At 74.0% G+C, this 25,475-nt stretch carries 28 protein-coding genes; 10 read left to right on the top strand and 18 right to left on the bottom strand.

Annotated elements, in window-relative coordinates; genetic code table 11:
- Window position 1 precedes the first annotated feature (1 nt).
- The gene (ybeY, locus tag BLU55_RS02235; protein ID WP_091725534.1) at window positions 2–490 is read right to left on the bottom strand and encodes an rRNA maturation RNase YbeY; all 489 of its coding nucleotides are present in this window, start codon (window positions 488–490) and stop codon (window positions 2–4) included.
- Window positions 487–1,500: a PhoH family protein gene (locus BLU55_RS02230; protein ID WP_091725531.1), complete on the bottom strand. Its 1,014-nt coding sequence runs from the start codon at window positions 1,498–1,500 to the stop codon at window positions 487–489. Before BLU55_RS02230 ends, ybeY begins: the two co-directional genes overlap by 4 nt.
- 190 nt (window positions 1,501–1,690) lie before the next feature.
- Here BLU55_RS02230 and BLU55_RS02225 point away from each other — a divergent pair, with 190 nt between their 5' ends.
- Window positions 1,691–2,173 (top strand): response regulator, encoded by a 483-nt coding sequence (locus BLU55_RS02225; RefSeq protein ID WP_157682686.1) that lies wholly within the window; start codon window positions 1,691–1,693, stop codon window positions 2,171–2,173.
- A 7-nt stretch (window positions 2,174–2,180) separates the two neighbouring features.
- Here the strand turns inward: BLU55_RS02225 and BLU55_RS02220 are convergent, their stop codons facing one another.
- The gene (locus tag BLU55_RS02220) at window positions 2,181–3,461 is read right to left on the bottom strand and encodes a hypothetical protein (protein WP_091725526.1); all 1,281 of its coding nucleotides are present in this window, start codon (window positions 3,459–3,461) and stop codon (window positions 2,181–2,183) included.
- On the bottom strand, window positions 3,446–3,796 hold the full coding sequence (locus tag BLU55_RS02215) for a histidine triad nucleotide-binding protein (RefSeq protein ID WP_091725524.1): 351 nt from the start codon (window positions 3,794–3,796) through the stop codon (window positions 3,446–3,448). The genes BLU55_RS02220 and BLU55_RS02215 overlap by 16 nt, the downstream gene beginning before the upstream one ends.
- Before the next feature lie 104 nt (window positions 3,797–3,900).
- Between BLU55_RS02215 and BLU55_RS02210 the strand changes: the two genes are divergently transcribed.
- The 3 genes from BLU55_RS02210 (at window position 3,901) to BLU55_RS19695 (ending at window position 6,229) form a co-directional block, all read left to right on the top strand.
- Window positions 3,901–4,437 carry an RNA polymerase sigma factor gene (locus BLU55_RS02210; RefSeq protein ID WP_091725521.1) on the top strand — a complete coding sequence of 179 codons (537 nt, stop codon included), beginning with the start codon at window positions 3,901–3,903 and terminating at the stop codon, window positions 4,435–4,437.
- Complete coding sequence (locus BLU55_RS02205) at window positions 4,434–5,495, top strand: Gmad2 immunoglobulin-like domain-containing protein (protein WP_091725518.1); 1,062 nt, start codon at window positions 4,434–4,436, stop codon at window positions 5,493–5,495. The genes BLU55_RS02210 and BLU55_RS02205 overlap by 4 nt, the downstream gene beginning before the upstream one ends.
- A 359-nt stretch (window positions 5,496–5,854) precedes the next feature.
- Window positions 5,855–6,229, top strand: a complete 375-nt coding sequence (locus BLU55_RS19695) for a hypothetical protein (RefSeq protein ID WP_157682685.1) — start codon at window positions 5,855–5,857, stop codon at window positions 6,227–6,229.
- A 28-nt stretch (window positions 6,230–6,257) separates the two neighbouring features.
- Here BLU55_RS19695 and BLU55_RS02195 read toward each other — a convergent pair whose 3' ends face one another.
- The 3 genes from BLU55_RS02195 to hrcA are packed head-to-tail and all read right to left on the bottom strand — an operon-like array spanning window position 6,258 to window position 9,221.
- On the bottom strand, window positions 6,258–6,989 hold the full coding sequence (locus BLU55_RS02195) for a 16S rRNA (uracil(1498)-N(3))-methyltransferase (protein ID WP_091725516.1): 732 nt from the start codon (window positions 6,987–6,989) through the stop codon (window positions 6,258–6,260).
- A gap of 13 nt (window positions 6,990–7,002) precedes the next feature.
- Window positions 7,003–8,163, bottom strand: coding sequence for a molecular chaperone DnaJ (gene dnaJ, locus BLU55_RS02190; RefSeq protein ID WP_091725513.1), 1,161 nt, complete (start codon window positions 8,161–8,163; stop codon window positions 7,003–7,005).
- A 35-nt stretch (window positions 8,164–8,198) separates the two neighbouring features.
- Complete coding sequence (gene hrcA / locus BLU55_RS02185) at window positions 8,199–9,221, bottom strand: heat-inducible transcriptional repressor HrcA (protein ID WP_091725511.1); 1,023 nt, start codon at window positions 9,219–9,221, stop codon at window positions 8,199–8,201.
- A 93-nt stretch (window positions 9,222–9,314) separates the two neighbouring features.
- Here hrcA and BLU55_RS02180 point away from each other — a divergent pair, with 93 nt between their 5' ends.
- The gene (locus BLU55_RS02180) at window positions 9,315–10,181 is read left to right on the top strand and encodes an MBL fold metallo-hydrolase (protein WP_091725508.1); all 867 of its coding nucleotides are present in this window, start codon (window positions 9,315–9,317) and stop codon (window positions 10,179–10,181) included.
- On the opposite strand, the gene BLU55_RS02175 is transcribed toward BLU55_RS02180, so the two are convergent.
- The 5 genes from BLU55_RS02175 to BLU55_RS02160 form a co-directional block, all read right to left on the bottom strand.
- A complete protein-coding gene (locus tag BLU55_RS02175; protein WP_091725505.1) occupies window positions 10,178–10,771 on the bottom strand; it encodes an ArsR/SmtB family transcription factor in 594 nt (197 codons plus the stop codon). The genes BLU55_RS02180 and BLU55_RS02175 overlap by 4 nt on opposite strands.
- Entirely contained in the window at window positions 10,768–10,902 is a 135-nt protein-coding gene (locus BLU55_RS19990) for a hypothetical protein (RefSeq protein WP_269457936.1), read from the bottom strand. Before BLU55_RS19990 ends, BLU55_RS02175 begins: the two co-directional genes overlap by 4 nt.
- Before the next feature lie 60 nt (window positions 10,903–10,962).
- On the bottom strand, window positions 10,963–12,393 hold the full coding sequence (locus BLU55_RS02170; protein ID WP_091725502.1) for a short-chain fatty acid transporter: 1,431 nt from the start codon (window positions 12,391–12,393) through the stop codon (window positions 10,963–10,965).
- A 66-nt stretch (window positions 12,394–12,459) separates the two neighbouring features.
- On the bottom strand, window positions 12,460–12,918 hold the full coding sequence (locus BLU55_RS02165; protein ID WP_091725499.1) for a DUF1707 SHOCT-like domain-containing protein: 459 nt from the start codon (window positions 12,916–12,918) through the stop codon (window positions 12,460–12,462).
- A complete protein-coding gene (locus BLU55_RS02160) occupies window positions 12,918–13,637 on the bottom strand; it encodes a PadR family transcriptional regulator (RefSeq protein ID WP_231917006.1) in 720 nt (239 codons plus the stop codon). The genes BLU55_RS02165 and BLU55_RS02160 overlap by 1 nt, the downstream gene beginning before the upstream one ends.
- 301 nt (window positions 13,638–13,938) lie before the next feature.
- Between BLU55_RS02160 and BLU55_RS02155 the strand changes: the two genes are divergently transcribed.
- Entirely contained in the window at window positions 13,939–14,814 is an 876-nt protein-coding gene (locus BLU55_RS02155; protein WP_091733314.1) for a DUF3097 domain-containing protein, read from the top strand.
- A gap of 7 nt (window positions 14,815–14,821) precedes the next feature.
- Here the strand turns inward: BLU55_RS02155 and hemW are convergent, their stop codons facing one another.
- Window positions 14,822–16,000: a radical SAM family heme chaperone HemW gene (hemW, locus tag BLU55_RS02150; protein ID WP_091725495.1), complete on the bottom strand. Its 1,179-nt coding sequence runs from the start codon at window positions 15,998–16,000 to the stop codon at window positions 14,822–14,824.
- A 66-nt stretch (window positions 16,001–16,066) separates the two neighbouring features.
- On the opposite strand from hemW, the gene BLU55_RS02145 reads away from it, so the two are divergent.
- A complete protein-coding gene (locus BLU55_RS02145) occupies window positions 16,067–17,020 on the top strand; it encodes an SMP-30/gluconolactonase/LRE family protein (protein WP_091725493.1) in 954 nt (317 codons plus the stop codon).
- Window positions 17,021–17,252: 232 nt separating this feature from the next.
- On the opposite strand, the gene BLU55_RS02140 is transcribed toward BLU55_RS02145, so the two are convergent.
- On the bottom strand, window positions 17,253–18,155 hold the full coding sequence (locus BLU55_RS02140; protein WP_091725490.1) for an intradiol ring-cleavage dioxygenase: 903 nt from the start codon (window positions 18,153–18,155) through the stop codon (window positions 17,253–17,255).
- 91 nt (window positions 18,156–18,246) lie between these two features.
- The gene (locus tag BLU55_RS02135) at window positions 18,247–20,076 is read right to left on the bottom strand and encodes an AMP-dependent synthetase/ligase (RefSeq protein WP_091725489.1); all 1,830 of its coding nucleotides are present in this window, start codon (window positions 20,074–20,076) and stop codon (window positions 18,247–18,249) included.
- Between the two features lie 150 nt (window positions 20,077–20,226).
- Between BLU55_RS02135 and BLU55_RS02130 the strand changes: the two genes are divergently transcribed.
- Entirely contained in the window at window positions 20,227–21,120 is an 894-nt protein-coding gene (locus BLU55_RS02130; RefSeq protein ID WP_091725486.1) for a hypothetical protein, read from the top strand.
- Here BLU55_RS02130 and BLU55_RS02125 read toward each other — a convergent pair.
- Window positions 21,101–22,081 (bottom strand): sulfotransferase family protein, encoded by a 981-nt coding sequence (locus tag BLU55_RS02125; protein ID WP_091725484.1) that lies wholly within the window; start codon window positions 22,079–22,081, stop codon window positions 21,101–21,103. The two genes, BLU55_RS02130 and BLU55_RS02125, sit on opposite strands and share 20 nt — an antisense overlap.
- Window positions 22,082–22,141: 60 nt before the next feature.
- Window positions 22,142–22,780 (bottom strand): MOSC domain-containing protein, encoded by a 639-nt coding sequence (locus BLU55_RS02120; protein WP_091725481.1) that lies wholly within the window; start codon window positions 22,778–22,780, stop codon window positions 22,142–22,144.
- A 132-nt stretch (window positions 22,781–22,912) separates the two neighbouring features.
- Between BLU55_RS02120 and BLU55_RS02115 the strand changes: the two genes are divergently transcribed.
- A complete protein-coding gene (locus BLU55_RS02115; RefSeq protein WP_091725478.1) occupies window positions 22,913–23,260 on the top strand; it encodes a YciI family protein in 348 nt (115 codons plus the stop codon).
- Between the two features lie 5 nt (window positions 23,261–23,265).
- Complete coding sequence (locus BLU55_RS02110) at window positions 23,266–24,507, top strand: RNA polymerase sigma factor (RefSeq protein ID WP_091733312.1); 1,242 nt, start codon at window positions 23,266–23,268, stop codon at window positions 24,505–24,507.
- Here the strand turns inward: BLU55_RS02110 and BLU55_RS02105 are convergent.
- A complete protein-coding gene (locus BLU55_RS02105) occupies window positions 24,504–25,394 on the bottom strand; it encodes an aminoglycoside phosphotransferase family protein (protein WP_231917005.1) in 891 nt (296 codons plus the stop codon). The two genes, BLU55_RS02110 and BLU55_RS02105, sit on opposite strands and share 4 nt — an antisense overlap.
- Between the last annotated feature and the right edge of the window lie 81 nt (window positions 25,395–25,475).

The following is a 25,475-nucleotide window of genomic DNA, read 5'->3' as shown; positions in this document are numbered from 1 at the left end:
CTCAGCTCTCGCCGGCCAGCGCGTGCTGCGCGGCCCGGGAGTCGTGACCGAGCCACTCCCCCAGCAGCTGGGCCTGGAGGGCGAACATCTCGCGGTGCTCCTCCGGCTCGGCGTGGTCGTAGCCCAGCAGGTGCAGGATGCCGTGGACCGTCAGCAGGTCGAGCTCGTCGCTGGCCGCGTGGCCCGCCTGCTCGGCCTGGGCGGCCGCGACGGAGGGGCACAGCACGAGGTCGCCCAGCACGCCCTCCTCCGGCTCGGTGTTGACCAGGCCGGGACGCAGCTCGTCCATCGGGAAGGCCAGCACGTCTGTGGGGCCCTGCTTGTCCATCCACCGGGCGTTGAGCTCGGCGATGGTGTCCTCGTCGACGGCGGACACCGACAGCTCGGCCAGCGGGTGGACGCGCATCCGGTCCATCACGAAGCGCGCCAGCCGCTGCACCCGGAGCTCGTCGAGCTCGACGCCCGACTCGTTCTGGATCTCGATCGTCACCGACGCTCCCCCTGGGCGGCGGGACGGGCGTCGAACTCGTCGTACGCCGCGACGATCTTGCCGACGAGCCGGTGGCGGACCACGTCGTGGCCGGTGAGCCGGTTGAACGCGATGTCCTCGACGTCGTCGAGGATCGACTCGACCACCCGCAGGCCCGACTTGGTGCCCGTGGGCAGGTCGACCTGGGTGACGTCGCCGGTCACCACGATCTTGGAGCCGAAGCCGAGCCGCGTCAGGAACATCTTCATCTGCTCGGGCGAGGTGTTCTGCGCCTCGTCGAGGATGATGAACGCGTCGTTGAGGGTGCGGCCGCGCATGTAGGCCAGCGGGGCGACCTCGATGGTGTTGGACGCCAGCAGCTTGGGGATCGTCTCGGGGTCGAGCATGTCGTGCAGGGCGTCGTACAGCGGGCGCAGGTAGGGGTCGATCTTCTCGCTGAGCGTGCCGGGCAGGAAGCCGAGGCGCTCGCCGGCCTCGACGGCCGGGCGGGTCAGGATGATGCGGTTGACCTTCTTGGCCTGCAGCGCCTGGACCGCCTTGGCCATGGCCAGGTAGGTCTTGCCGGTGCCGGCCGGGCCGATGCCGAAGACGACCGTGTGCTTGTCGATCGAGTCGACGTAGCGCTTCTGGTTGAGCGTCTTGGGACGGATCGTGCGGCCGCGGTTGCTCAGGATGTTGAGCGAGAGCACGTCGGCGGGTCGCTCGGTCGTCTCGGCCTTGAGCATCGTGATGACCCGTTCGACGGTCTCGGCCTGCAGGCCCTGACCGGTGCGGATCAGGGTCACGAGCTCGTCGAGGGCGCGCTCGGCCAGCGCCACGTCGGAGGCGACGCCGGTGAGGGTGATCTCGTTGCCGCGGACGTGGATGTCGGCGTCGAACGCCTTCTCCATCTGCGTGAGGTGCTCGTCGCTGGGACCGAGCAGGGAGACCATGTTGATGCTGGTGGGGACGACGACCGAGTGCTGGGTGCGAGCCTGCTCGGTGCTGTCGGCGCTGCGGGGTTCAGTCATGAAAGGCCCGGGTGGGCCCACCTTCCGTTCGAGTGGACGTGCTGGCCATGCTACGGGAGGCCGAACGCCCGGTCACCCGGGTTCCTTCCCGCCGTCGTAGGCTCGACGGGCGCGCCCGGACCCGGCCTCGGTGCCCTGCCAGGTCGATCTCCGCTGGTGTGCAGGTCGAGCGACGGGGGTACGAGACCGCATGGACCGATCACCACCGGACACCCCACGGGGCCCGGGCGGCTCGGGAGGGGCAGCCCGCACGGCCGTGCTCGTCGTCGACGACGACTCCGGCTTCGCCGACCTGCTGCGGCGCCAGGTGCTCGCGATGTCGGGGGGCCACCGCTGGTTCGACCCCGTCGACGTCGCCGTCACCGCGACCATGGCCCGGGTGGCCCTGCACCGGCGCACGCCGGCGCTGGTGCTGCTCGCCGAGCACCTCCAGGGCCCGCACGGCTTCGGGCTCGAGGCCGTCGCCGGCGGCCTGCGCCGCCCGCCCGTGGTCGTGCTCGTGCCCGAGACCAGCCCCTTCGAGCGGCTGCTCGAGCGCATCGACGAGGCGCTCCAGGACAGGCCGGCGCCCCGGCTGCGGCTGGTGGCGTACGACGGGCCGCAGGACGAGGACCCGGACGACCAGGACGACCCGGCACAGGACCCGGGCCCGGACCGGCACGAGCGCGACTAGCGCCCGTTCAGGGGCGGGTCACCTGCAGGATCCCGAGGCACATCTCGTCGGTGCTGCCCTCGCCCCACACGACGTACTTGTCGGGCTGGCCCTCGAACGCCGGCAGCCGGTCACGCAGCTCCTGGTCGTGGCGGCAGGTCACCCGCAGCTGGTCGCCGGGCTCGAGCACGGTGGGCCGCACCCGTCGGCTCCCCTGGTCGTCGAAGTCCCAGACCCGGGTGTCGAGCAGGGTGCGGGCGCGCGGCGTCCCCGGGTCGACCTCGATCTCGATGGAGCGGCCCAGCAGGTGCATGTGGCCGGCGACGCCGCGCACGGTCTCGCGGGTGGTGACCGGGCGGGTGCAGGTCTGCACCGGACCTGGCTGCAACTCCCCGCACAGCAGGTGCAGCAGGTCGGCGGTCGAGCCCGGCCCCTCGCCGAAGCGGGCCTTGACGTCGCTCAGGGAGGCGGCCCGGTCGCACAGCGGCCCGTCGGCGTGCGCCGCGCGGCAGGGCAGCTCGACCGGCGCGGGCAGCAGCACGGTGCGCAGCAGCCGGGTCTGCGGGGTGCGGTCGGCCAGGCGCAGGTCGACGGCGCTGCGGTCGGGGGCCGCCCCCTGCAGCAGGTTGTAGTGCACCTGCATGACGACGCGATCGCCCTCGCCCAGGCCCACCCCCAGGCCGCGGCCCCACACCTGCTCCCGGCCCCCGGGCGCCCAGGCGCCGAGCCACGGCGCGTCGTCGAGCCCGCCGCCACCGGCGCCGCTGAGCCCGGAGTCGCCGAAGCAGGTCCAGCCCTGTCCGGGCGTGGCGGCGTCGCGCTCCTCGGCCGCCGCGACCCCTGCCGCCGGCACGCGGAAGAGGATGACGTGGTGGACGACGTCGGGGTTGCCCGGGCGGACGTCGAAGCCGGTGATGACCTGGTCGCGGGTGGTCGCGGGGTCGAGCAGGAAGCAGCGGTAGTCGTCGGTGCCGACGCCCGTGGGGGCCCGGGGCGTGTAGTCCTCCGGCATCGCCAGCCGGTCGCGACGCTCGCCGGGGCGCAGCGCGACGGGCGCGGCCCGGGTCGTGTCGGCGCCGTGGCCCGAGGCGTGGCCCGACCCGCTCGGTGGAGCCGCCCCCGGGGCCTCGGTGGTCCCACCGGCCGTGCCCGCCGCAACGGAGCTGTCGTGGCTGCCCGCGTCCGTGCCCGCGTCCGTGCCTGCGTCAGCGCCGCAGCCGGCCAGCACCAGCGCCAGCAGGGCGGCCAGCAGCAGCGGGGCGAGCCCGCGCCGTCGCGACGCCCGCGACCGGCTCACCCGGGCGGCCACCCCAGGTCGCGTCCGCCGAGCAGGTGCAGGTGCACGTGGAAGACGGTCTGGCCGGCCTGGGCCCCGGTGTTGAACACCAGCCGGTAGCCCTCGCCCAGGCCCTCGGCCTCCGCGACCTGGCGGGCGCTGTCGACCAGGGCGGCCACGGTCGCGGGCTCGTGCCGGGCCAGCTCCCCGGCGTTCGCGTGGTGGGAGCGAGGCACCACCAGCACGTGGGTGGGAGCCTGGGGGTTGACGTCGCGGAACGCCACGGTCGTGTCGGACTCGTGGACGACGTCGGCCGGGATCCCCCCGGCCACGATCGTGCAGAACAGGCAGTCCTCGCTCGCGGTCATGGGCCCAGTGTGGCCCACCCGCGTGTGAACCGGGAGGGGTCCACGGGCGTCCCACTAGCGTGACCACCACCCGCCTGTTGCCCCCGCGTCCGGAGGTGCCGCCCGTGACGACCTCGGACGAGGCGCGCCACCCGGTGGACGCGGACACGGCGCTCGAGCGGCTGCACGACGCCCACCACCGTGGCCTGGTGCGGCTGGGCACGCTGCTGCTGGGTGACCCGGGACGGGCCGAGGAGGTCGTCCAGGACACCTGGGTGGAGCTCTACCGACGCTGGGACCGGGTCGGGGGCCGGGTCGACGACGTGGCGGCGTACCTGCGGCAGGCCGTGGTCAACCGCTGCCGCTCGGTGGGTCGGCACCGCGGCGTGGTGGTGCGCCACCGCGCCGAGCCGACGCCTGACGCGGGTCCGGCCGACGAGGCGGTGCTGGCCGAGGTGCGCCGGGACGCGGTCCTGGCTGCCGTCGCCCGCCTGCCGCGGCGACAGCGCGAGGTGGTGGTGCTGCGCTACTACCTCGACCTGTCCGAGCGCGAGATCGCCCGGACCCTCGGCATCAGCCAGGGCGCGGTGAAGAGCCACGCCTCCCGGGGCTCCGCCGCGCTGCGCGCCCGGCTGTCCGAGCACCTGGAGGAGCTCCGATGAGCCAGCACGAGGCCCCGCCCGACCCCGCGCTGGCGGCGCTGCTGCACGACGCCGTCGCCGACGTCCATCCCGAGCAGGGCCCCGGGGAGGTGCGGTCCCGGACCCGCCGGGACGCCGGGGCGTCGACGCGCCGGTGGCTGCCGGTCACCCTCGCCGCCGCGGCCGCGACGGTCGTCGTCATCGGCGGCACCACCTGGGCCGGCGACCGCGACGCCTCCCCCGACCCGCCGGGGGCGCGGGGCGGCGGCGACACGGCCCGCGACGCGACGACCGGACCGGCCCGTCCGTCGGCGCCTGCCCGGCCCTCGGGTCCCGCGGGGCGCACGGTCGAGGTCACGGCGTACGTCGTCGGCGACACCGCGCTGGGGCCCCGCCTGTTCCCCGACCGCCGGACGGTGGGCGACGCCACCGACAGCGACCTCGAGGTGGCCCTGCAGGAGACCGTCGGCGCACCGTCCGCGGATCCCGACCACGCGTCCGCCTGGCCGGTCCGCGGCACCTCGGTCAGCGCTGAGGCCGGCGCCGACGCGATCACCGTCGACCTGCGCGGCGCCGACCCCGGGACCGAGGCGGCACCGGCCTCCGCGCAGCGCGCCGTCCAGGCGCTGGTGTGGACGGCCGACACCGCCACCCGCAGCCGGCTGCCCGTCCGCCTCACCATCGGCGGCGAGGAGGTCGACCGGCTCTGGGGCGTCGACGTCTCCTCCCCGGTCGCCCCGGCGGACGGCGACGACGTCCTGTCCCCCGTCGTCGTCGACACCCCCGGCGAGGGCGGCATCGTCGGCAGCGCCTTCACCGTCACCGGCCGCGCCTCCGCCCCCGAGGCCACCGTCGTGTGGCAGCTCAGGGACGGGGCCGAGGTGGTGCGCGAGGGCCGGGCGACGGCCTCGGAGTGCTGCACCCTGGCGCCGTACACCTTCGAGGTCTCGGCCCCCCTCGGCAGCTTCACGCTCGTGGTGTCCGACACGGACTCGCGTGGGTCGGGGGGATCCGGTGGGTCGGGTGGGTCCGGCGGCGCCGGGGTGACGCGGGACTCCAAGGCGATCAGCGTGAAGTAGGTGGTCGCCGGGTGGTCGGGCGTCGTGGCCCCCGGCCGGGCGGACGTCGTGCGAGGTGGCTGCCGGCCGGGCGGACGTCGTACGAGGTGGTCGCCGGCCGGGCGGACGTCGTGCGAGGTGGTCGCCGGCCGGCTGACGTCGTACGAGGTAGTTGCCGGCCGGGTGGACGTCATGCGAGGTGGCCGCCCCGACGACCCGTTCGCACGACGTCCCGGCCGACGTCGTACGAGGTGGCCGCCCGAGCGACCGACCCGCACGACGCACCCCGCCGCTCGCGCGGCCCGTGCTCCTCCCAGCCCACCCGGTCAGGCCCACCCGTTCAGACCCACCCGGTCAGGCCCACCCGGGAGGATCGGACGGTGACCCCGACCGATGACCCGCGCGAGGACCCCACCGACGTGGCGGCCCTGGTCGAGCGGCTGCCGCTCGGCTGGTCGGAGGCGACGTACGCCGGGCGCCGGTGGGGCGTGGCCAGGAGCCGGACGGCGGGCGGTCGGGCGGGGTCGGTGTACGCCGAGGAGCTGGGCGGGACCGACGTGGTGAGCACCAACGTCTACCGGGTGGGCGGGACCTGGGTGCTCAAGCCGTGCGAGATGCCGGAGGCGAAGGTGCGGGCGTTCCTCGAGGGCCAGCAGCCGCTCACGCCGGAGACGGACGAAGCGGGCGCCCTGGACGGGCGATACTGCCCGCGGAAGTCCGATGTGCCCGGTTCGGCGGGCAGTTTCCCCGGCTGACCGGGGAAACTGCCCGTGCCCCAGCCCCCTACCCCCAGCGCGACGTCCGCGACAGGAGCGCGGCGACGGCGGCGACGCCGGCGGTGGAGGTGCGCAGGACGGGGTCGCCGGTGCGGACGACGTGGGCGGGGGCGAGGGCGGCGAGCTCGTCGTCGGTGAGGCCGCCCTCGGGGCCGACGACCACCGCGATCGAGGTCGCCTCGGCGACGGGCAGGTCCGCCAGGGAGTCGGTCGCGGCCTCGTGGAGGACGACGGCGAGGTCGACGCCGGCGAGCAGGTCGGCGACCTCGGCGGTGGTCGCCATCTCGGTCACCTCCGGCAGCCAGGCGCGGCGCGACTGCTTGGCCGACTCCCGCGCCGTCGCGCGCCACTTGGCCAGCGACTTCGCGGCCCGCTCGCCGCGCCAGACGCCGACGCAGCGGGCGGCGGCCCAGGGCACGATCCGGTCGGTACCGATCTCGGTCAGCACCTCGACGGCCAGCTCGGCGCGCTCGCCCTTGGGGATCGCCTGCACGACGGTGACCGTGGGGGTCGGGCGGTCGCTGCGGCGCACGTCGTCGACGGTCGCGGTCAGGGTCGACTTCGTGGTCGCGGTGACCGTGCAGGTCGCCGCGGTGCCGGCGCCGTCGGCGAGCACGACCTGCTCGCCGACGGCCGTGCGCCGCACCACGACCGCGTGCCGCGCCTCGTCGCCCTCGACCACCACGACGTCGCCGACGCGGGCGTCCGTCACGGGACCGAGGAAGACGGCCAGGCTCACGGGGTCGCCGGGCTCACTTGAAGGCGTCGCGCAGGCGACCGAAGACGCCCTTGTGGGGCTGGGAGATGGTGCCGTCCGGCGACTCCTCGTGGCGCAGCCGGGCCAGCTCGCGCAGCAGCTCCTGCTGGCGGTCGTCGAGGCGTCCGGGGGTCTCGACCTCGACGGTGACGACGAGGTCGCCGCGCACCTGCGAGCGCAGGTGCGGGATGCCGCGGCCGCGCAGCACCTGCTCGGAGCCGGACTGGGTGCCGGGACGGATCTCGACGTCGACCCACAGGTCCATCTCGGTGTCCTCCTCGGCGACGTCGGCCTCGAGCAGGGGCAGCTTGATGGTGGTGCCGAGCGCCGCGGCGGTCATCGGGACCGTGACGTGGCAGCGCAGGTCGGTGCCGTCGCGGGTGAAGACGTCGTGGGTCGGCACGTGGATCTCGACGTACAGGTCGCCCGCGGGCCCGCCGCCGGGGCCGACCTCGCCCTCGCCGGTGAGCTGGACGCGGGTGCCGGTGTCGACGCCCGGGGGGATCTTGACCGTCAGGGTGCGGCGCGACCGGACCCGGCCGTCGCCGGAGCACTCGCGGCAGGGCTCGGGGATGATCTCGCCGTAGCCGCGGCACGCGGGGCACGGCCGCAGCGTCCGGACCTCGCCGAGGAACGAGCGCTGCACCTGCTGCACCTCGCCACGGCCGTGGCAGGTCTCGCAGGTCACCGGCCGCGAGCCGGCGGCGGCACCGCTGCCCTCGCAGACGCCGCAGACCACGGCGGTGTCGACCTTGAGCTCGCGGGTGACGCCGAACGCCGCCTCGGCCAGCTCGACCTCGAGCCGCACCAGGGCGTCCTGGCCACGGCGGGCGCGGGGCCGTGGGCCGCGGCCCTGACCCTGCGCCTGGCCGCCGAAGAAGGCGTCCATGATGTCGGTGAAGGAGAAGCCCGCGCCCTGGGCGCCGCCCCCGCCGCCACGGCCGAAGGGGTCGCCGCCGAGGTCGTACATCCGGCGCTTCTCCGGGTCGGAGAGCACCTCGTACGCCGCCGAGACCTCCTTGAACCGCTCCTGCGTGGAGGGGTCGGGGTTGACGTCGGGGTGCAGCTGACGAGCCAGCCGGCGGTAGGCCTTCTTGATCTCGTCGGCCTCGGCGTCGCGGGAGACGCCGAGGATCTCGTAGGGGTCCTGGCTCACGGGTGCTCTTCCTTGTTCGCGGTGACGGGCCTGGATCAGGCCTGGTCGAGGATGGTGGAGACGTAGCGGGCGACGGCGCGCACGGCGGCCATCGACCCGGGGTAGTCCATGCGGGTGGGACCGACCACGCCGAGGGATCCCACGATCTCCTCGCCGGGGCCGTAGCCGGTGGCGACCACGGAGGTGGACGCGAGCTCCTGGTAGGGACCCTCGTGCCCGATCCGCACCGTGATGGCGTCGGCCGTGGTGGCCTCGCCGAGCAGCTTGAGCAGCACGACGTGCTCCTCCAGCGCCTCGAGCATCGGCTTGATCGAGCGGTCGAAGCCGTCGCCGAAGCGGGCCAGGTTGGCGGTGCCGCCGACCACGACGCGCTCGTCGGTGCGCTCGTTCGACATCGCCTCGACCAGGGCCGCGCCGATGACGGCCACGGGGGTCCGGTCACCGGGCTCGACCTGCTGGGTCAGCTCGCCCAGGGCGGTCGCCGCCTCGGTGATCCGCTGGCCGGTGGCGGCCAGGTTGATGCGCAGCCGCAGCGCGGCCAGCGTGTCGGTGTCGAGCTCCTCGGGCAGCTCCACGACGCGCTGCTCGACGCGGCCGGTCGAGAGGATCAGCACCAGCAGCACCCGGCTGCCGCCGAGCTGGACCAGCTCGACGTGGCGCACCGTGGAGCGCGCGAGCACGGGGTACTGCACGATCGCCACCTGCTGGGTCAGCTGGGCGAGCAGCCGCACCGAGCGCGAGATGACGTCGTCGAGGTCGTGGGCGCCCTCGAGGAAGCGGGAGATGGCGCGCTTCTCGGCGGCCGACATCGGCTTGACCTGGGTCAGCCGGTCGACGAAGAAGCGGTAGCCCTTGTCGGTGGGGATGCGGCCGGCGCTGGTGTGGGGCTGGGCGATCAGCCCCTCCTCCTCGAGCGCGGCCATGTCGTTGCGCACGGTGGCGGGCGAGACACCGAGGTGGTGGCGCTCGACGAGCGCGCGGCTCCCGACCGGCTCGCGGGTCGCGACGTAGTCCTCGACGATGGCTCGCAGCACGGCGAGCCGACGGTCCTCCTGCATCTCGCCTCCTGGGTCCACGCGTGGGTACCCGTGCACGTTGGCACTCCGGTGCACGGAGTGCCAAGTCTACGCAGGGCGCCGTAGGGTCGAGCCGTGTCGGACCCCACAGCCAGCTCCCGTTTCGTCGAGGTCGCCGACCGCGTGTGGGTGGCCCGCTACGACTGGTTCGACGTCAACGTCAGCGTGGTCGAGGGCGAGCGCGGACTGCTCGTCGTCGACACCCACGCGTCCCGCGCGGCGGCCGAGGAGGTGCTCGTCGACCTGCGGCGGCTCTCGGCGCGCCCGGTGGTCGAGATCGTCAACACCCACGTGCACGTCGACCACGTGCTGGGCAACGGCGCGTTCCGGGCGGCGTACGGCGCGGTGCCGGTCACCGCCCACGAGGAGGCCGCGGCCGCGCTGCCCGAGCAGGCCGCCGCCGCGCAGGCCCACGCCCGCGGCTCGGACGACCCGCGCGAGCAGGGCATCGCCGACACCGAGGTCGTGGTGCCGGACCACACCTTCTCCTCGGTCACCGCCATCGACCTCGGCGACCGCGTCGTCGAGCTCGTCCACCCGGGCCGGGGCCACACCTCGGGCGACCTGGTGGCGCGCGTCGAGGGCGCCGACGTGCTGCTGGCCGGCGACCTGGTCGAGGAGGCCGGCAACCCCGTGTGGGGCGAGGACAGCTGGCCGATGGACTGGCCGCTCAGCCTCGACCTGGTGCTCAGCCTGGCCGGGCCGGGCACGGTCGTCGTCCCGGGCCACGGCGCGCCCGTCGACCTCGACTTCGTCACCGAGCAGCGCTCGGCGATCGGGGTCGTGGCCGAGACGGTCCGCGACCTGGCCGGCCGCGGCGTACCCCTCTCGCAGGCGCTGGACACCGGCCAGTGGCCCTACCCCGCGGAGGAGCTGGTCCACGCGGTGCGCCGCGGCTACGAGCAGCTGCCCCGCTCGCAGAAGCGGCTGCCGCTGGTCTAGGCCTCCCCCGGCGCTCGGCCGTTGGGGAACAGGTTGGTCTGGAGCTCGACCGAGCGGTAGCGCGGGTCGTCCTCACGACGGTCCCCGGTGCGCTCCGCCCACCGCGTGGACAGCGCGATCAGGTCGGCCATCAGGTCGGCGGTCTCGGCGACGTCGAGCAGGAGGTGACCGGTGGACTCGCCGGCGGCCTCGCGCCACTGCGTCGGCCACTCCCGCCGGGAGGCGCGCCACGCCTCGTGGCGGCCACGCCGCGATCGCGACCACTCGGCGTCGAGCAGCCGGTAGGCCTCCGCGGCCGACGGGTCGTCCTCGAAGTCGGCTCCGCGGGTGCGCAGGTCCTCCTGGGTGGCACGCCACCAGCGCTCGCGGCCGGTGCCACGGGTGGGGTCGGTCTCCACGAAGCCGTGCCGCTCGAGCTGGCGCAGGTGGTAGCTCGTCGAACCGCTGGACTCCCCCAGCCGCCGGCCCAGCTCCGAGGCGGTCGCGGACCCCTCGGAGACCAGCAGGTCGTAGAGCTGGACCCGCAGCGGGTGGGCGAGTCCCTGGAGCGCCTGCCGGTCGACGCGGCGTACCGGACGGGGGCTGGTCACCGCTCCTCCGGCCGAGGCGTGCGCACCGCGCGGCTGCGCCGCAGGGTCGCGGGCGTGCGGCGCGCTCGCCGGGTGGCGGCCACGAGGTCGTCGCGGCGGGTGCGGGCGAGGGCTTCGTCGAGCTGGTCCATGACGTCCACGGTAGGTGTGCAAAGATATTTTTGCAATGATTTCTTTGCACGACTCGGTTGCTACGGCTGCACCGGTGGCACGAACTCGAAGGTCATCCCGAGCAGCCACAGGAGCAGCAGCACCACCGGCAGGTGGAAGAGGAACTGCACGAAGGTGAACCCCACCAGGTCGCGGGCACGCAGCCCCAGCACCGCGAGCAGCGGCAGCATGAAGAACGGGTTGACCAGGTTGGGCAGCGCCTCGGCGGCGTTGTAGATCTGCACCGTCCAGCCGAGGTTCATCCCGACGTCGGTGGCCGACTGCATGACGTACGGCGCCTCGACCAGCCACTTGCCGCCACCCGAGGGCACCAGGACGCCGAGCAGCGCGGTGTAGATCGCGATCACGACCGCGAACCCACCGCCGCCGCCGAGGTCGGCGAACAGCTCGGCGAGGTGCTCCGAGACGGTCATCCCGCCACTGCCGGTGGCGCGGGTCAGGACGGCGGCCATGGCGGCGTACAGGGGGTACTGCACCAGCACGCCGGCCGTGGTGGGCACCGCCTTGGAGACCGCGTCGAGGAAGTTGCGCGGGGTGCCGTGGAGCACGAGGCCGAGGATCACGAAGACCAGCAGGTAGGTGTTGAGGCTGCTGATCACGGTGAGGAACGGGTTGTCGACGAGCTGGAAGACCAGCCAGAGCAGGGCGATCAGGCCCACGATCATCGGCAGGATCGGCGAGCGCTCGAGGTACTCCCCCGGCTTGGTGCGCGGCGGGGGCGGCGCGATGGTGTCGTCGAGGTCGATGTCCATCTGCTCGGCGGTGCGGATCGCCTCGCCCTGCGGCGCGGACAGCCACGAGATCACCACCGTCAGCACGATGAGGATCACGGCCATGGTCAGCGACTGCCAGGTCAGGATGGTGTCGCCGAAGTCGAGGACCCCGGTGATCTCGAGCAGCTCGGGCGGCAGCGAGGCCGGAGTGGCCTGCAGCTGGGCGGCGGAGGAGGACAGGCCGAGGGCCCACACCGCGCCGAGCCCCATGTACGCCGCGGCGCCGAGCGCGCGGTAGTCGGCCCTCAGGTCGGGACGACGCGCGATCGCGCGCGCCAGCAGCCCGCTGAAGACCAGGCTCAGGCCCCAGTTGAGCATCGAGACCAGGCAGGAGACCAGCGCCACGAAGGCGACGGCCCCGCGGGCCGAGGACGGCACCGTGGCGATCCGCTCGATGAGCCTGGCCGCCGGCGGCGAGGTGGCCACGACATAACCGGTCAGCACCACCATCGCCATCTGGAGGGTGAAGGCCGTCAGGTCCCAGAAGCCGCCGCCGAAGGCCTCGGCGACCCCCTTGGGGCTGGTGCCGTTGACCAGCGCGGCGGCCGAGACGACCACGACGCCGATGAGGGCGAAGACGTAGGCGTCGGGGAACCAGCGCTCGGTCCAGCCGGCCAGTCGCTGGGCGAAGCGGGCCAGGCCGCGCTCCGAGGCGGCAGGGGCGGTCGTCTGGGCCACGGTGTCGGTCCTTCCGGGAGGGGCGACCCCACCGGACCCGGCGAGGTCGCCCCACCCTGGCAGCGATCAGCGCCAGTGACCACCCTGCGCGGCGCCCGGGTGCGCCCGACCGCGCCCGGCCCACGGCGGCCGCGGGCCGACGTGGTGGCGCGAGGCGACGAACCACACCAGCAGCCCGAGCAGCACGAACGGCAGGTGCGTCAGCGCGCTCAGCACGCCCAGGGCGATCAGCACCGGGACCAGCGGGAACGCCCGCCAGCCCGCTCGGGGCGGCACGACCGGTCGCCGCGCCCAGCGGGGCGGGTCGGTCGGCTGCTGCGCGGTGGCGGCCGCACGCGGCACGGCCGGGCCGGGGCCCGGGAGGTCGCCGAACAGCGGGGCGAGCTGGCTGCCGGTGCGGGCGGACCAGGCGACCTCGGCGCGCTCGTCGTGCTCCTCCTTGGTGAGGCGGCCCTGGGCGAAGTGCTCGCCCAGGGCCGCCACCGCTGCCTCGCGGTCGGCGTCACCGATGCGCAGCTCGGCCATCACCGCTCCCGCGGGGCCACGTCGTCGTAGGGCCCGTCGGACTCGTCGTCGTCCGCGTCGTCGTCGAGGGAGCCCTCGGGCCCCTCGGCGAGCAGGCTGTACATCTGGCGACGCGTCTCGGCCAGGATCTGCAGCGCCTTCTCGCGCTGGTCGGGGGTGCCGGAGCTGACGACCTGGACGATGGCGCCCACGGTCTGCCCGATCACCTGCTTGAAGTTGACCGCCTCCGTGTCGTCCTCCTGCTCGACGAACGGCGCCCAGACCGCGTCGACCTCGGTGGCGTGCTCGGCGACGTACGCGAGCCCCTCCTCGGTCAGCTGCAGCGCCTTGCGGCCGGTGGGCGCGTCCTCGACGAGCCCCTCGTCCTCCAGCTGGGCGATGGTCGGGTAGACCGACCCGGGGCTGGGCTTCCAGGCCCCGGCGGTCTTCTCGGCGATCTGCTGGATCACCTGGTAGCCGTTGATCGGCTCCCCGGCGTCGTGCAGCACGCTGATGATGGCGACGCGGACGTCGCCCCGGCGCACCCGGGGCCGACCGCCCCGGCCCCCGCCGCGACGGGGTCCACCGGCCAGGTCGGCGCCGAACATCTGCGCCACCCACGGCGGCGGGCCGCCGAGCGGGCCGCCCCACGGGCCGCCCCAGCTGTCGTGGCCGCCACGGCGGCCGGGTCCCCGGCCGCCGCGCTGGCGCCGGGTGGGTTCGAACTCTGAGCTCCACATGTCGTGCCTCATCTCGAGACCTCCTTCTTCGTCTGTGTGGTGCCGGGTCCGGGTTGGTCACGGACTCTCCGACACAGTCTCGATATGTTGACGATATATCGTGACTGTTCTCGACGCAAGGCCCTTCGAGACGGTCGCCAGGGCGACCTCCTCAGGGACCGAGGGACGGCCTCGGTCCCTGAGGAAGGACGAAGTCCTGTCTCGAAGGGCCCGCCTCGGTCCCTGAGGAAGGACGAAGTCCTGTCTCGAAGGGCCCGCGAGGCTCCACCGCGGGCCGGGCGGGGCGCCGTACCGTGCCGTGGTGCCTCCTCCCTCCCACGGCCCCACGCCTGGTGACCGCTACGGCTCCGACGTCCTCGCCGCCGACTGGCGCATCCCGAAGAACGGCCGCGCGGTGGAGATCGACGCCGACCTCGGGCTCGTCGTCGAGGAGGTGGGGCGCGACTGGGTCGGCGAGATCGTCAAGGTCGAGCGCGACCTCGGCACCGTCACGCTCGAGGACCGCCACCTCAAGCGCCGCACCTTCCCGCTCGGGCCCGGGTTCGTGCTGGAGGGCCGGCCGGTCGTGCTCGTCGCACCGACCCGCCAGGGCCCCCAGAAGGCCACCCGCACGGCGTCCGGCTCGGTCGCCGTGCACGGCACCAAGGCCCGCGTCGCGCGGGCCAGCCGGATCTTCGTCGAGGGCCGCCACGACGCCGAGCTGGTCGAGAAGGTGTGGGGCGACGACCTGCGGATCGAGGGCGTGGTCGTGGAGTACCTCGACGGCGTCGACGACCTCGGCGAGAAGCTCCGCGACTTCGGCCCCGGCCCCGAGCGCCGCGTCGGCGTGCTCGTCGACCACCTGGTCGCGGGCTCCAAGGAGAGCCGGATCGCGCAGTCGGTGATGCGCTCCCCCGTGGGCCGGCACGTGCTGATTGTGGGCCACCCGTTCATCGACATCTGGGCGGCGGTCAAGCCCGAGCGGCTCGGCAAGAAGGCCTGGCCCCAGATCCCGCGCGACGTCGAGTGGAAGAAGGGGGTCTGCCAGAGCTTCGGCTGGCCCCACCGCGAGCAGGCCGACATCGCCCGCGCGTGGAAGCACATCCTCGGCGGCGTCCGCGGTTTCCAGGACCTCGACCCCGCGCTGCTCGGCCGGGTCGAGGAGCTGATCGACTTCGTGACCGAGCCGGGCCACTGATCCGCGGCTAGTCGAGCAGCCGGCGCACCACGGCGTCGGCCAGCAGCCGACCCTCCCGGGTCAGCACCAGCCGCCCCGGTGCGCCGCCCGCCCCGGTCCCGCCTCCCTCGACGACGGCGAGGCCGTCGGCCACGACGCCGGCGACCCCGTGGGTGCGGGCCGGCTCGCCGAGGGCGTCGAGCGGCAGCCCGTCGCGGCGGCGCACCTCCAGCAGCACCCGCTCCAGCGCCCTGGTGTCGGCGTCGAGGGTCTCGCCGTCCTGGCGGGGCGAGGCGTCGACGCGCAGCCGGGCGGCGTACGCGCTGGGGTGCTTGACGTTCCACCAGCGCTCGCCGTCGACGTGGGAGTGGGCGCCGGGGCCGATCCCCCACCAGCTGGCGCTGGTCCAGTAGAGCTCGTTGTGGCGACAGCGGGCGGCGTCGGACGTGGCCCAGTTGGAGACCTCGTACCACCCCAGCCCGGCGGCGGTGAGCAGGTCGTCGGCCAGGACGTACTTCTCGGCCAGGTCGTCCTCGTCGGGCATCGCGACCGCGCCGGTGCGGACCTGGCGGGCCAGGCGGGTGCCGTCCTCGACGATGAGGGAGTACGCCGAGACGTGGTCGGGCTCGCAGGCCAGGGCGCTCTCCAGCGAGGTCCGCCAGTCGGCGACCGACTCCCCCGCGGTGCCGTAGATGAGGTCGAGGCTGACCTGCTCGAAGCCCGCCTCGCGCGCCCACCGCACCGCCCGCGGGACGCCCGCGGGGTCGTGGGTGCGCTCGAGCACCCGCAGCACGTGCGGCACCGCCGACTGCATCCCGAAGGAGACCCGCGTGAAGCCGCCGGCCCGCAGCGTGGCCAGGCTCTCGGGCGTGACGCTGTCGGGGTTGGCCTCGGTGGTGACCTCGACGTCCGCGGCCAGTCCGAGCTCCTCGCGCAGGCTGCCCAGCACCCGGACGAGGTCGTCGGCGGGGAGCAGCGTGGGCGTCCCACCCCCGAAGAAGACCGTGTCGGCCACCGGGCGGTCAGGGCCCAGCGCCGCGGCGGCCTGCTCGACCTCGGCGATCGCGTGCCCGGCGTACGCCGCCTGCGAGCCGCCGCCCCCGAGCTCGGTCGCGGTGTAGGTGTTGAAGTCGCAGTAGCCGCACCGCACCGCGCAGAACGGCACGTGGACGTAGACCCCGAACGGGGTCCCAGGAGGCACGTGCACGGCTCCAGTCTCACACCCGTGTCCCCGGGGCCGACGTACGGTGGGCGGGGACGAAAGGGACCACCCATGACTCCTCGCACCCGTCCGCTGCTCGCCGCCGCCCTCCCCGCGGCGCTCGCCCTCACCCTTTGCGCTGGCCTCGCGCCCGCCGCGGCCCACCCCGACCGGGGTCACCGCGAGCCACCGACCCGGATCGACCTGCCCGACGGGTTCCAGCCCGAGGGCATCGACACCCGCGGCCCGACGGCGTACCTCGGCTCCCGCGTGGACGGCGACGTCTACGCCGCCGACCTGCGCACCGGTCGCGGCCGCGTCCTCAGCCAGGGCGACGGCACGCCCGCCGTCGGCCTCGAGCTGGGTCGTGGCAGCGCGCTGTGGGCGGCCGGCGGCGCCGACGGCGACGTCAAGGTCGTCGACGTGCGGACCGGCCGCACCACCGCGACGTACGAGCTGACGCCGGACCCCGCGCCCGGTGAGAGCTTCGTCAACGACGTGGTCGTCACGGGCCGCACCGCGTGGGTGACCGACTCGCTGCAGGCACGCCTCTACCGCGTCGACCAGGGACGGAGGGGCGAGGCCACGGTGAGCTCGCTGCCCCTGACCGGCGACTGGGTGCAGACCGCCGGCGTCAACAACGCCAACGGCATCGAGACCACCCCCGACGGGCGGGCGCTGCTCGTGGTGCAGTCGTCGACCGGCTACCTCTTCCGCGTCGACCCGACCACGGGCGTCGCCGAGCGGGTCGACCTCGGCGACACCCTGCTCACCAACGGCGACGGCCTGACCCGCGAGGGCCGCACGCTGTTCGCCGTGCAGAACCGGCTCGACCGGGTCGCCGAGCTGCGCCTGTCGCGCGACGGCCGCACCGGCACCCTGCAGCGCACCCTCACCTCCCCGGAGCTCGACGTGCCGACCACCGTCGCCCGGTGGCGCGACGCGCTCTACCTGCCGAACGCGCGGTTCACGACCCCGCCGACCCCGGAGACGGAGTACTGGGTCACGCGGCTCGAGGACCGCTGAGGCGTCGGCTTGGCGGGCCCGCGGGCCTGGCCGGGCGTCGTGCGAGGTGGCCGGCGCACCGGGCGGACGTCGTCCGAGGTGGTGGCCGGGGCGACCACCTCGTACGACGTCGTGCGGGACGTCATGTGATCTGGCCGTCAGGACGACCACCTCGCATGACGTCCGGCGCCGGACGACGCCCGCCGGACACGACCCCGCCCGGCCCGACCCCGCCCGCAGGGGGATCCCGCCCTCAGACGGGGACGTTCAGCGTCGCGACGTACCCCTCGTCGACGCTCCCGGTGACCTTCGCCATCTGGAGCGAGTAGCCGTCGCCGAAGACCATGTCGGAGGAGAGCGAGACGCTGGCCAGGTTGGAGACGCTGGCCTCGTAGCCGTCGGCGGCGTAGACGGTCTCGCAGACGTCCTGCGGGAGGGCGAGCTGGGAGGTGCGGAGCTTGTCGCCCCCGCTGGTCGCGGCGTCGAGGCTCTCGTAGACCTCGAAGTGCACGTGGGGCCAGCGGCCGGAGTAGCAGGCGGGGAAGATCGAGGTGAACTCGACGTAGCCCTTCGCGTCGGTCTCCTGGACGCCGCGCAGGTAGTTCTCGTCGACGATCTCGTCGTCGTACATCGAGTAGCGGCCCTCGCGGTCGCAGTGCCAGGCGTAGACGGCCGCGCCCGAGAGCACCGTGGCGTCGTCGCCGTTCAGGTCGTAGACCTTCATCCGGATCGTGAGCGGGACGCCCTCGGCGGTGCCGCTGGCCGAGCCGAAGCTGGTGGTGAGGTCGCTGCGGACGACGCCGCTCTCGGTGAGCACGTCGGGGCCGTTGCTGCCGTCGCCCGGGTAGGGGCCGGCGGTCTCCTCGGGGATCTCGCCCTCGGCGACCGTGGTGCCCGACGCGCCCGAGGGTGCACCGGGCGGGGTGCCGTCGGCCGCGCCGGACGACGACGAGGACGACGTGGTGTCGTCGGTGCCGCAGCCGACCACGGCGACGGCGCCGACGCCGCCGAACAGGGCGAGCAGGCCGCGGCGGCCGAGGTTGCGCTCGACGATCCGGGGCAGGTCGTGGGACAGCCCGAGGTCGTGGTCCTCGACCTCGTCGTGGGGGGCGGACGGGGGGCGGGACGCGGATCGGGCGCGGGTGCGGTCGGTCATGGGACCGATCCTCACCCGCGCCCTTGTGCGTCTGCTGTGACCCGCCTGTCGAGGAGGTACGCCGTCCGGCGGACCCCGCGACGCGCCGGGATCAGGCGTACATCGAGTCGATGACCCCGCGGTGGTTGGTCTCCACGACGTTGCGCTTGACCTTCATCGAGGGGGTCAGCTCGCCCGACTCGACCGACAGGTCGTGGTCGAGCAGCTCGAAGCGCTTGATCGTCTCCCAGCGGTTGAGCTGGCCGTTGAGGGTGTCGACGTAGCCCTGCACCATCTCGCGGGTCTTCTCGTGGGCCACCACGGTGGCGTAGTCCTGGCCCTCGAGGCCGTTGTCCTTGGCCCAGTCGGTGAGGGCGTCGGGGTCCAGGGTCACCAGCGCGACGCAGTAGTTGCGCTCGTCACCGAAGACCATGAACTGGCTGGCGTAGGGACACACCGCCTTGAACTTCGCCTCGATCGCGGGCGGGGCGATGTACTTGCCGCCCGAGGTCTTGAACAGCTCCTTGATGCGGCCGGTGATGGTGAGGTAGCCGTCCTCGTCGAGGGAGCCCTTGTCACCGGTGCGCAGCCAGCCGTCCTCGGTGAGCGTCTGGGCGGTCTGGTCGGGCAGGTTGTGGTAGCCGTCCATGACGCCGGGTCCCTGGATCTGGATCTCGTCGTTCTCCCCCAGCCGGACCCGGCTGCCCGGGACGACCGGGCCCACGGTGCCGAACTTGTAGTGGTCGGGGTGGTTGACGAAGGAGCCGGCCGAGGTCTCGGTCAGGCCGTAGCCCTCGAGGATGAGGATGCCCGCGGCGTGGAACCACTCGGCGATGTCGCGGTTGAGCGCGGCGGCACCGGAGATGAAGAAGCGGACGCGGCCTCCGAAGCGGTCGCGGATCTTGGAGAAGACCAGCTTGTCGAAGACGCGGTGCTGCAGCTTGAGCAGCAGCGGGACCGACTTGCCCTCGCGCTGGAGCTGGTCGACCTTGCGGCCCACGGCGAAGGCCTGGTTGAAGATCTTCTCCTTGGCGCCGCCCTCGTTGGCCTGCATCGTGACGATGCGCGCGTGGGCCTTCTCGAAGATGCGCGGGGCCGCGCCCATGAAGGTCGGCTTCACGATCGCGAGGTTGTCGATGATCTTGTCGACCCGGCCGTCGACGGCGGTGGCGAAGCCGCAGGCCAGCTGCGTCGAGAGCAGCACCTTGCCGAAGGAGTGCGCCATCGGCAGCCAGAGGAACTGGAGGTCGTCCTCGCCGAGGATCTGCTGGGCCTGGATCGAGGCGCCCTCGTAGGTCCACGACGAGTGCTTGAGCCGCACGCCCTTGGGCTTGCCGGTCGTGCCGGAGGTGTAGATCAGGGTGGCCAGCTGGTCGGGGGCGATCGTCGCGACGACCTGCTCGACCGCGTCGGGCTGACCGGCGAGGTGCTTCTCGCCCAGGGCCGAGAGGTCCTCCAGGCTCAGCACCGCGTCGCCGTCGCCGGCGCCCTCGAAGAGCACGACGGTGCGCAGGTGGGGCAGCTCGGTGCGGTGCTGCTTGATCTTGTCGAGCTGGCTGCCGTCCTCGGCGAAGACCACGCGGCACTCGGAGTCGGCGAGGATGTAGGAGACGTCCTCGGCGATCGTCGAGGGGTAGACCGTCGTGGTCGCCCCGCCGGCGCACATCACCGCGAGGTCGGCCAGGATCCACTCGACCCGGGTGTTGGAGGCGATCCCGACGCGCTGCTCGGGCTCGAGGCCCAGCGCCAGCAGGCCGGCCGCGAGCTTCTCGACCCGCTCGCCGGTCTCCTTCCAGGTCAGCGACGTCCAGGGCTGGCCCTCGGCGGCGGGGTAGCGGTAGGCCTCCCGCTCGGGCGACTTCTGCACCCGCTCGAGGAACTGGGCCGCGACGTTGGGCGAGCGGTTCTCGACGACGGAGAGGTCGGTGTTCACCGGGGACATGGGGCGACTCCTGGAGGGCCGGGCGGGACGGGGACGCGATGTGACGTGGCAGTAACTTAGATCACAGCGCCTGATCCGGCACGCTTGGTGGAGCGGAGCAACCGTCGCGTTGTCCCGGCCAAAGCCGACCGGCCCGGTAGATTAAGCGCCATGACGATCCTCGACACGCCCCTGCCGACGTACGACGCGCCGGTCGTGGTCGTCCCCGCGCCCGGGAGCGGGCCGGGCAACTGGGCCGGTGCCGCCTCGGCGGTGCTGGTCGACGGCGTCACCTACCTGACCTACCGCGTGCGCCGCCCGCTGGCCGAGGGCCGCGGCGTCAGCACCGTGGTCGCCCGCGCCGCGGACGGGATCCACTTCGAGCCGGTGTGCGAGGTGTTCCGCGACGACTTCGGCGCCGAGTCCTTCGAGCGCCCCGTCGTGCTGCGGCGACCCGACGGCGGCTGGCGGCTCTACCTCTCGTGCGCGACGCCGGGCTCCAAGCACTGGTGGATCGAGGCGCTCGACGCCGACACCCCCGAGACGCTGCCGCAGGGGCGGCGCACCGTGGTGCTGCCGGGCGACGAGGCGACGGCCGTCAAGGACCCCGTCATCACCGAGCGCGACGGCCGCTGGGAGATGTGGCTGTGCGAGCACCCGCTCACCGAGCCCGGCCACGAGGACCGGATGTCGACGGCGTACCTCACCAGCGACGACGGCCTCGCGTGGACCCGCCACGGCACCGTGCTGCGCCCCACCGCCGGCACCTGGGACGCCCGCGGCGCCCGGGTGACGACCGTGCTGAGCCACGACCCGCTGGTGGTGCTGTACGACGGCCGCCCCTCGGCCGCCGACAACTGGCACGAGGTCACCTCGGTGGCCCGCGCCGGCGCGGACGGCGTCCTGGTGGCCGACCCCGACGCCCCGGTGCTGCGCTCGCCCGACTCCGACGGCGCCCTGCGGTACGCCGCGGCGGTGCCGCAGCCGGACGGGTCGACCCGCTTCTACTACGAGCTGGCGCGCCCCGACGGCGCCCACGACCTGGTCACGTCGCTGGCTGGTTGAGCCGCTCGTTGCGGCGGCTGCTGAACGACCCGCCGTCGCGGTAGCTGCGCCACTGCTCGAAGGACTCCCCCGTCAGCTCCTCCAGCAGCGCGATGTCCTCGAGGTGCGGCTGCAGCAGGATCGTGCGCTGCTCGGGGGTCAGCCTGGGCCGCCCCTCCTCGCCGCCCTTGTGGAGCTGGTTGATCAGCGGCTTGCTGACCGTGCGCCACACCTGGGGCGGCAGGAACTGCCCGACGGCGGCACCGGCCCGGATGACCGGGCCGACGGTGCGGGCGCGGACGCCGTCCTTGACGAAGGGCCGGCTGTTGTCGGAGGGGATCTGCGCGATCTCCTCGGTCTCGACGCCGAGGAAGTCGAAGACCCGGTTGAGCACCTGGTCGGGGGCGTCGACGAGCTCGCGGTAGCGCAGCAGCAGCACCTGCTCGCGCGGGAAGTGGTCGTAGAGGTCCTTCAGCTGCCGGCCGTACATCCCCATGGCCTGGTAGTGCCAGAACGGCGCCCAGCCGTTGTCGATGCGCTCGGGCTCCCTGCGGACCGCCTCGACGATGTCGGCGCGCGGCTCGAGGCCGTCCATCCACAGGTGCATCCAGTTGGAGTACGCCCGGTCGACGGGGTCGCGCAGGACGGCGATCAGCTTCGCGTCGGGGCGGTCGGCCGCGATCCGGCGCCGGGCGTCGCGGTTGTAGAGGTAGAACGGCGTGCTCTCGCCACGCAGCTGGTCCTCCCCGGCGGCGTCGAACAGGTCGAGGTAGCGCTGCCGCTGCCAGACCCACTCCTGGTTGCTGTGGGCGTCGCCCGGGCCCTTGTACGACGGAGGCGGCGAGTCGCCGCACATGTAGTACTTCGGCTCCTTGACCCGGCTCAGGAACAGCGACGGGTGCTGCGCGAGCGCGGCGTGCAGGGCGCTGGTCCCGGCCTTGGGCGCTCCGACGAGGAAGAAGTCAGGGGGGCGACGACTCATGAGCAAACCCTACCCAGTCGCTCGGCTTAGGACACCATCGATCGACCGGTGGATCGGGACTCAGCCGGCGAGGTAGTCCTCGGCGCGGCGGCGGGCCTCGGTCACCAGGCCGTCGACCCGGAGCAGCTCGGGGAGCAGCGAGCGCTGGGTGGTGAGCGCCCTGAACATCGTCGCCACCGTCACGCCGTGGCCCGGCTGGTGCACCACGCGCAGCTCGTCGCCGGCGCTGACGTGGCCTTCCTGGAGGACGCGCAGGTAGGGACCGGGTCGCCCCTCCTCGGTGAAGCGGCGCACCCAGGCCTTGTCGTCGTAGCCGTTGAGCCGCTGCCAGTTCTTGAAGTCGTTGCACGGGATCCGCACCGAGGCGACCTCGAAGGTCGCGGTGCCGACCTGCCAGCGCTCCCCCAGCTCGGCCTCGTTGACGTCGATGCCGCGGGTGGTGAGGTTCTCGCCGAACTGGCCGTCGCGGACCTCGCGCCCGAGCCGCTCGGCCCACAGGTCGAGGTCCTCGCGGGCGAAGGCGTAGACCGCCTGGTCGGGGCCTCCGTGGTGCTGGGTGTCGGAGACCTGGTCGCCCTCGAGCCCCAGCCGCGCGGCGTACGTCGGACCGGTCACCGGCTGCTTGTCGATCGAGGTGCGGCCGATGCCCGCCCAGGCGAACTCGCGGGGACGGCCGACGTTGACGGAGACGATCTGCACGCGCCCATCCTCACCCACGCGCGAGGTCGTCGCAGAAAGTTCTCACGGGGGTGTCGTATCCAGGTCGGCCCGTTCGTGGAGAGGGTGAGGACCGGGACGGACCGTCCGTCCCGCCGACCAGAGGAGATCCCCATGACCCAGTACCTGCTCTCCGTGCACCACGACGGCTCCGACGTCTACGCCGACGAGGCCCAGATGCAGCAGGCGTTCGCCCAGGTCGACGCCTTCAACACCGAGCTCCGCACCAGCGGCAGCTGGGTCTTCGCCGGCGGGCTCACCGCCCCGTCGGACGCCACCGTGGTCGACGCCTCGACGGGCGAGCCGGTCGTCACCGACGGCCCCTTCGCGGAGTCCAAGGAGCAGCTCGGCGGCTTCTGGGTCGTCGAGGCCCCCGACCTCGACGCCGCCCTCGCCATCGCCGCGAAGGGCTCGGCCGCCTGCATGGGGCCGGTCGAGGTGCGCCCCTTCCAGGGCGAGTGACGCCGGTGGGGGCGAGCGACGCCGACCTCGAGGCGGTCTTCCGCGCCGAGCACGGTCGGGTCGTGGCCGCCCTGGCCCGGCGCTTCGGCGACCTCGACCTGGCCGAGGACGCCACCGGCGAGGCCCTCGTCGTGGCCACCGAGACGTGGCGCGACGAGGGGCTCCCGCCCAACCCCGGCGGCTGGCTCACCACCACCGCCACCCGCAGGGCGCTCGACCGGCTCCGCCGGGAGGGCCGCCGCGACGACAAGCACGCCGAGGCGCAGATGATCACCGACCCCACGCCCCCGCTCCCGACCGGGCCGGTCGAGGACGACCGGCTGCGCCTGGTCTTCACCTGCTGCCACCCCGCGCTGGCGCCCGAGCACCGGGTGGCGCTGACGCTGCGGCTGCTCGGCGGTCTGACCGTCGCCGAGATCGCGGCGGCGTTCCTGGTGCCCGAGACGACGATGGCGCAGCGGATCACGCGCTCGAAGCAGAAGATCGCCCGGGCGGGCATCCCCTACCGGATCCCGTCGGCGCAGGACCTGCCCGCACGTCTCGACGCCGTGCTGGCCGTGCTCTACCTGGTCTTCAACGAGGGCTACCTCGGGTCGTCCGGCCAGGCGCAGCGCACCGACCTGACGAGCGAGGCGATCCGGCTCGCCCGCCAGCTGCGCGAGATGGTGGCGGGCACGCCGTCGCTGGGCGCGCAGCCCGAGGTCGACGGGCTGCTCGCGCTGATGCTGCTCGTCGAGGCCCGGGCCGCCACCCGCGTGAGCGAGGGCCGGTTGGTGCCCCTCGACGAGCAGGACCGCACGCGGTGGGACGCCGCGCTGGTCGAGGAGGGACACCGCCTGGTGCGCGGCTGCCTCGCGCTCGGGCGCCCCGGTCGCTACCAGCTGCAGGCGGCCGTCAACGCCGTCCACACCGATGCGCTCGACGCCTCGCTCACCGAGTGGGGCCAGGTCGTGCAGCTCTACGACCAGCTGCTCGCCCTCACCCGCAGCCCGGTGGTCGCGCTCAACCGCGCCGTCGCGGTGGCGGAGGTCGAGGGCCCCGAGGCGGCGCTGGCGCTGGTCGACCCGCTGGGGCTCGAGGGCTACCACGCGTGGCACGCCACCCGGGCCGACCTGCTGCGACGGCTCGACCGGCCGGCGGAGGCGCGCGCGGCGTACGACGCGGCGATCGGGCTGGCGGGCAGCGAGGAGGAGCGGGCCTTCCTCGTCGGCCGGCGCGACGCGCTGCGCGATCCGACCACCACCTAGTCCTGGACCGCCTTGGCGACCGTGATGCACAGCGTGAACCACTCGTCGTCGGGCACCAGGCGCTCGCGTCCCCGCGGGTCCTGCAGCCGCTCCAGGGCGAGCACGAGCATCCGCACCACCACCCAGTCGCGGGCGCGGTCCTCGTCGAGCCCGGCGGTGTCGACCAGGGCGTGGAAGCGGCGCCGCAGGCCGTCGCGCACGCCTGTGCCGCCGGGCCACGAGAGCTCCTCGAAGCGGTTCCACAGCATCGGGGCCGGCTCGTAGTGGCGGTCGCCGCTCAGGGGCTTCGGATCGATCGCCAGCCACGGCGCGCGGTCGGCGGCCAGCACGTTGCCGTAGTGCAGGTCCGCGTGCACCAGGGTGCCGTCGGTGTCGGGGTCGCCGGCCAGGTCGGCCGCCAGCGAGGCGGCCTGCTCGACCAGCCGGCGCGGCAGCGGCGCCTGGCGGGGCAGCGCCCGGAGCGCGTCGGACCAGCGGGCGGCGCACACCGAGAGCCGGCGCAGCTGCGGGGTCGCGGGCACGTGCAGGTCGGCGTACAGCCCGGCCACGACCTCGCACGCCTCGACGTCCCACGCGTCGGCGAGCGTCTCGTCGTGGAGCCGCTCCAGCAGCAGCGCGCTGCGGTGGGGATCGGCCCGCAGCAGCCGCACCGCACCTCGGCCGGCCCACCGCTGGAGGGCGAGGTGCTCGTGCTCGGCCTCCTCGTGCGGCCAGCCGACCTTGAGCACCGCGGGCGCGCCGCTGCGGCTGCGCACCGGCACCACCAGGGCCGCCTGGCCGTGGGTGGGCGTGCCGTCGGGCCGCAGCTGCCAGTCCTCGACGAGCGCGTCCACGCGGGCCGGCAGCGCGTCCACCCAGCGCTGCCAGTCCGCGCCGCGGCGTGCCATGGCCCGTACACCTTCGGGGAGCACCACGCCGGACATCGAGCAGATCGTGCCATGCCGGTCCAGTCCGGTCGCGCGGCCCTG

This window comes from Nocardioides scoriae, assembly GCF_900104965.1.
GTDB classification, from domain to species: domain Bacteria; phylum Actinomycetota; class Actinomycetes; order Propionibacteriales; family Nocardioidaceae; genus Marmoricola; species Marmoricola scoriae.
Note: the sequence above shows the minus strand (reverse complement) of the source record. Positions and strands in the feature narration are given on the sequence as shown.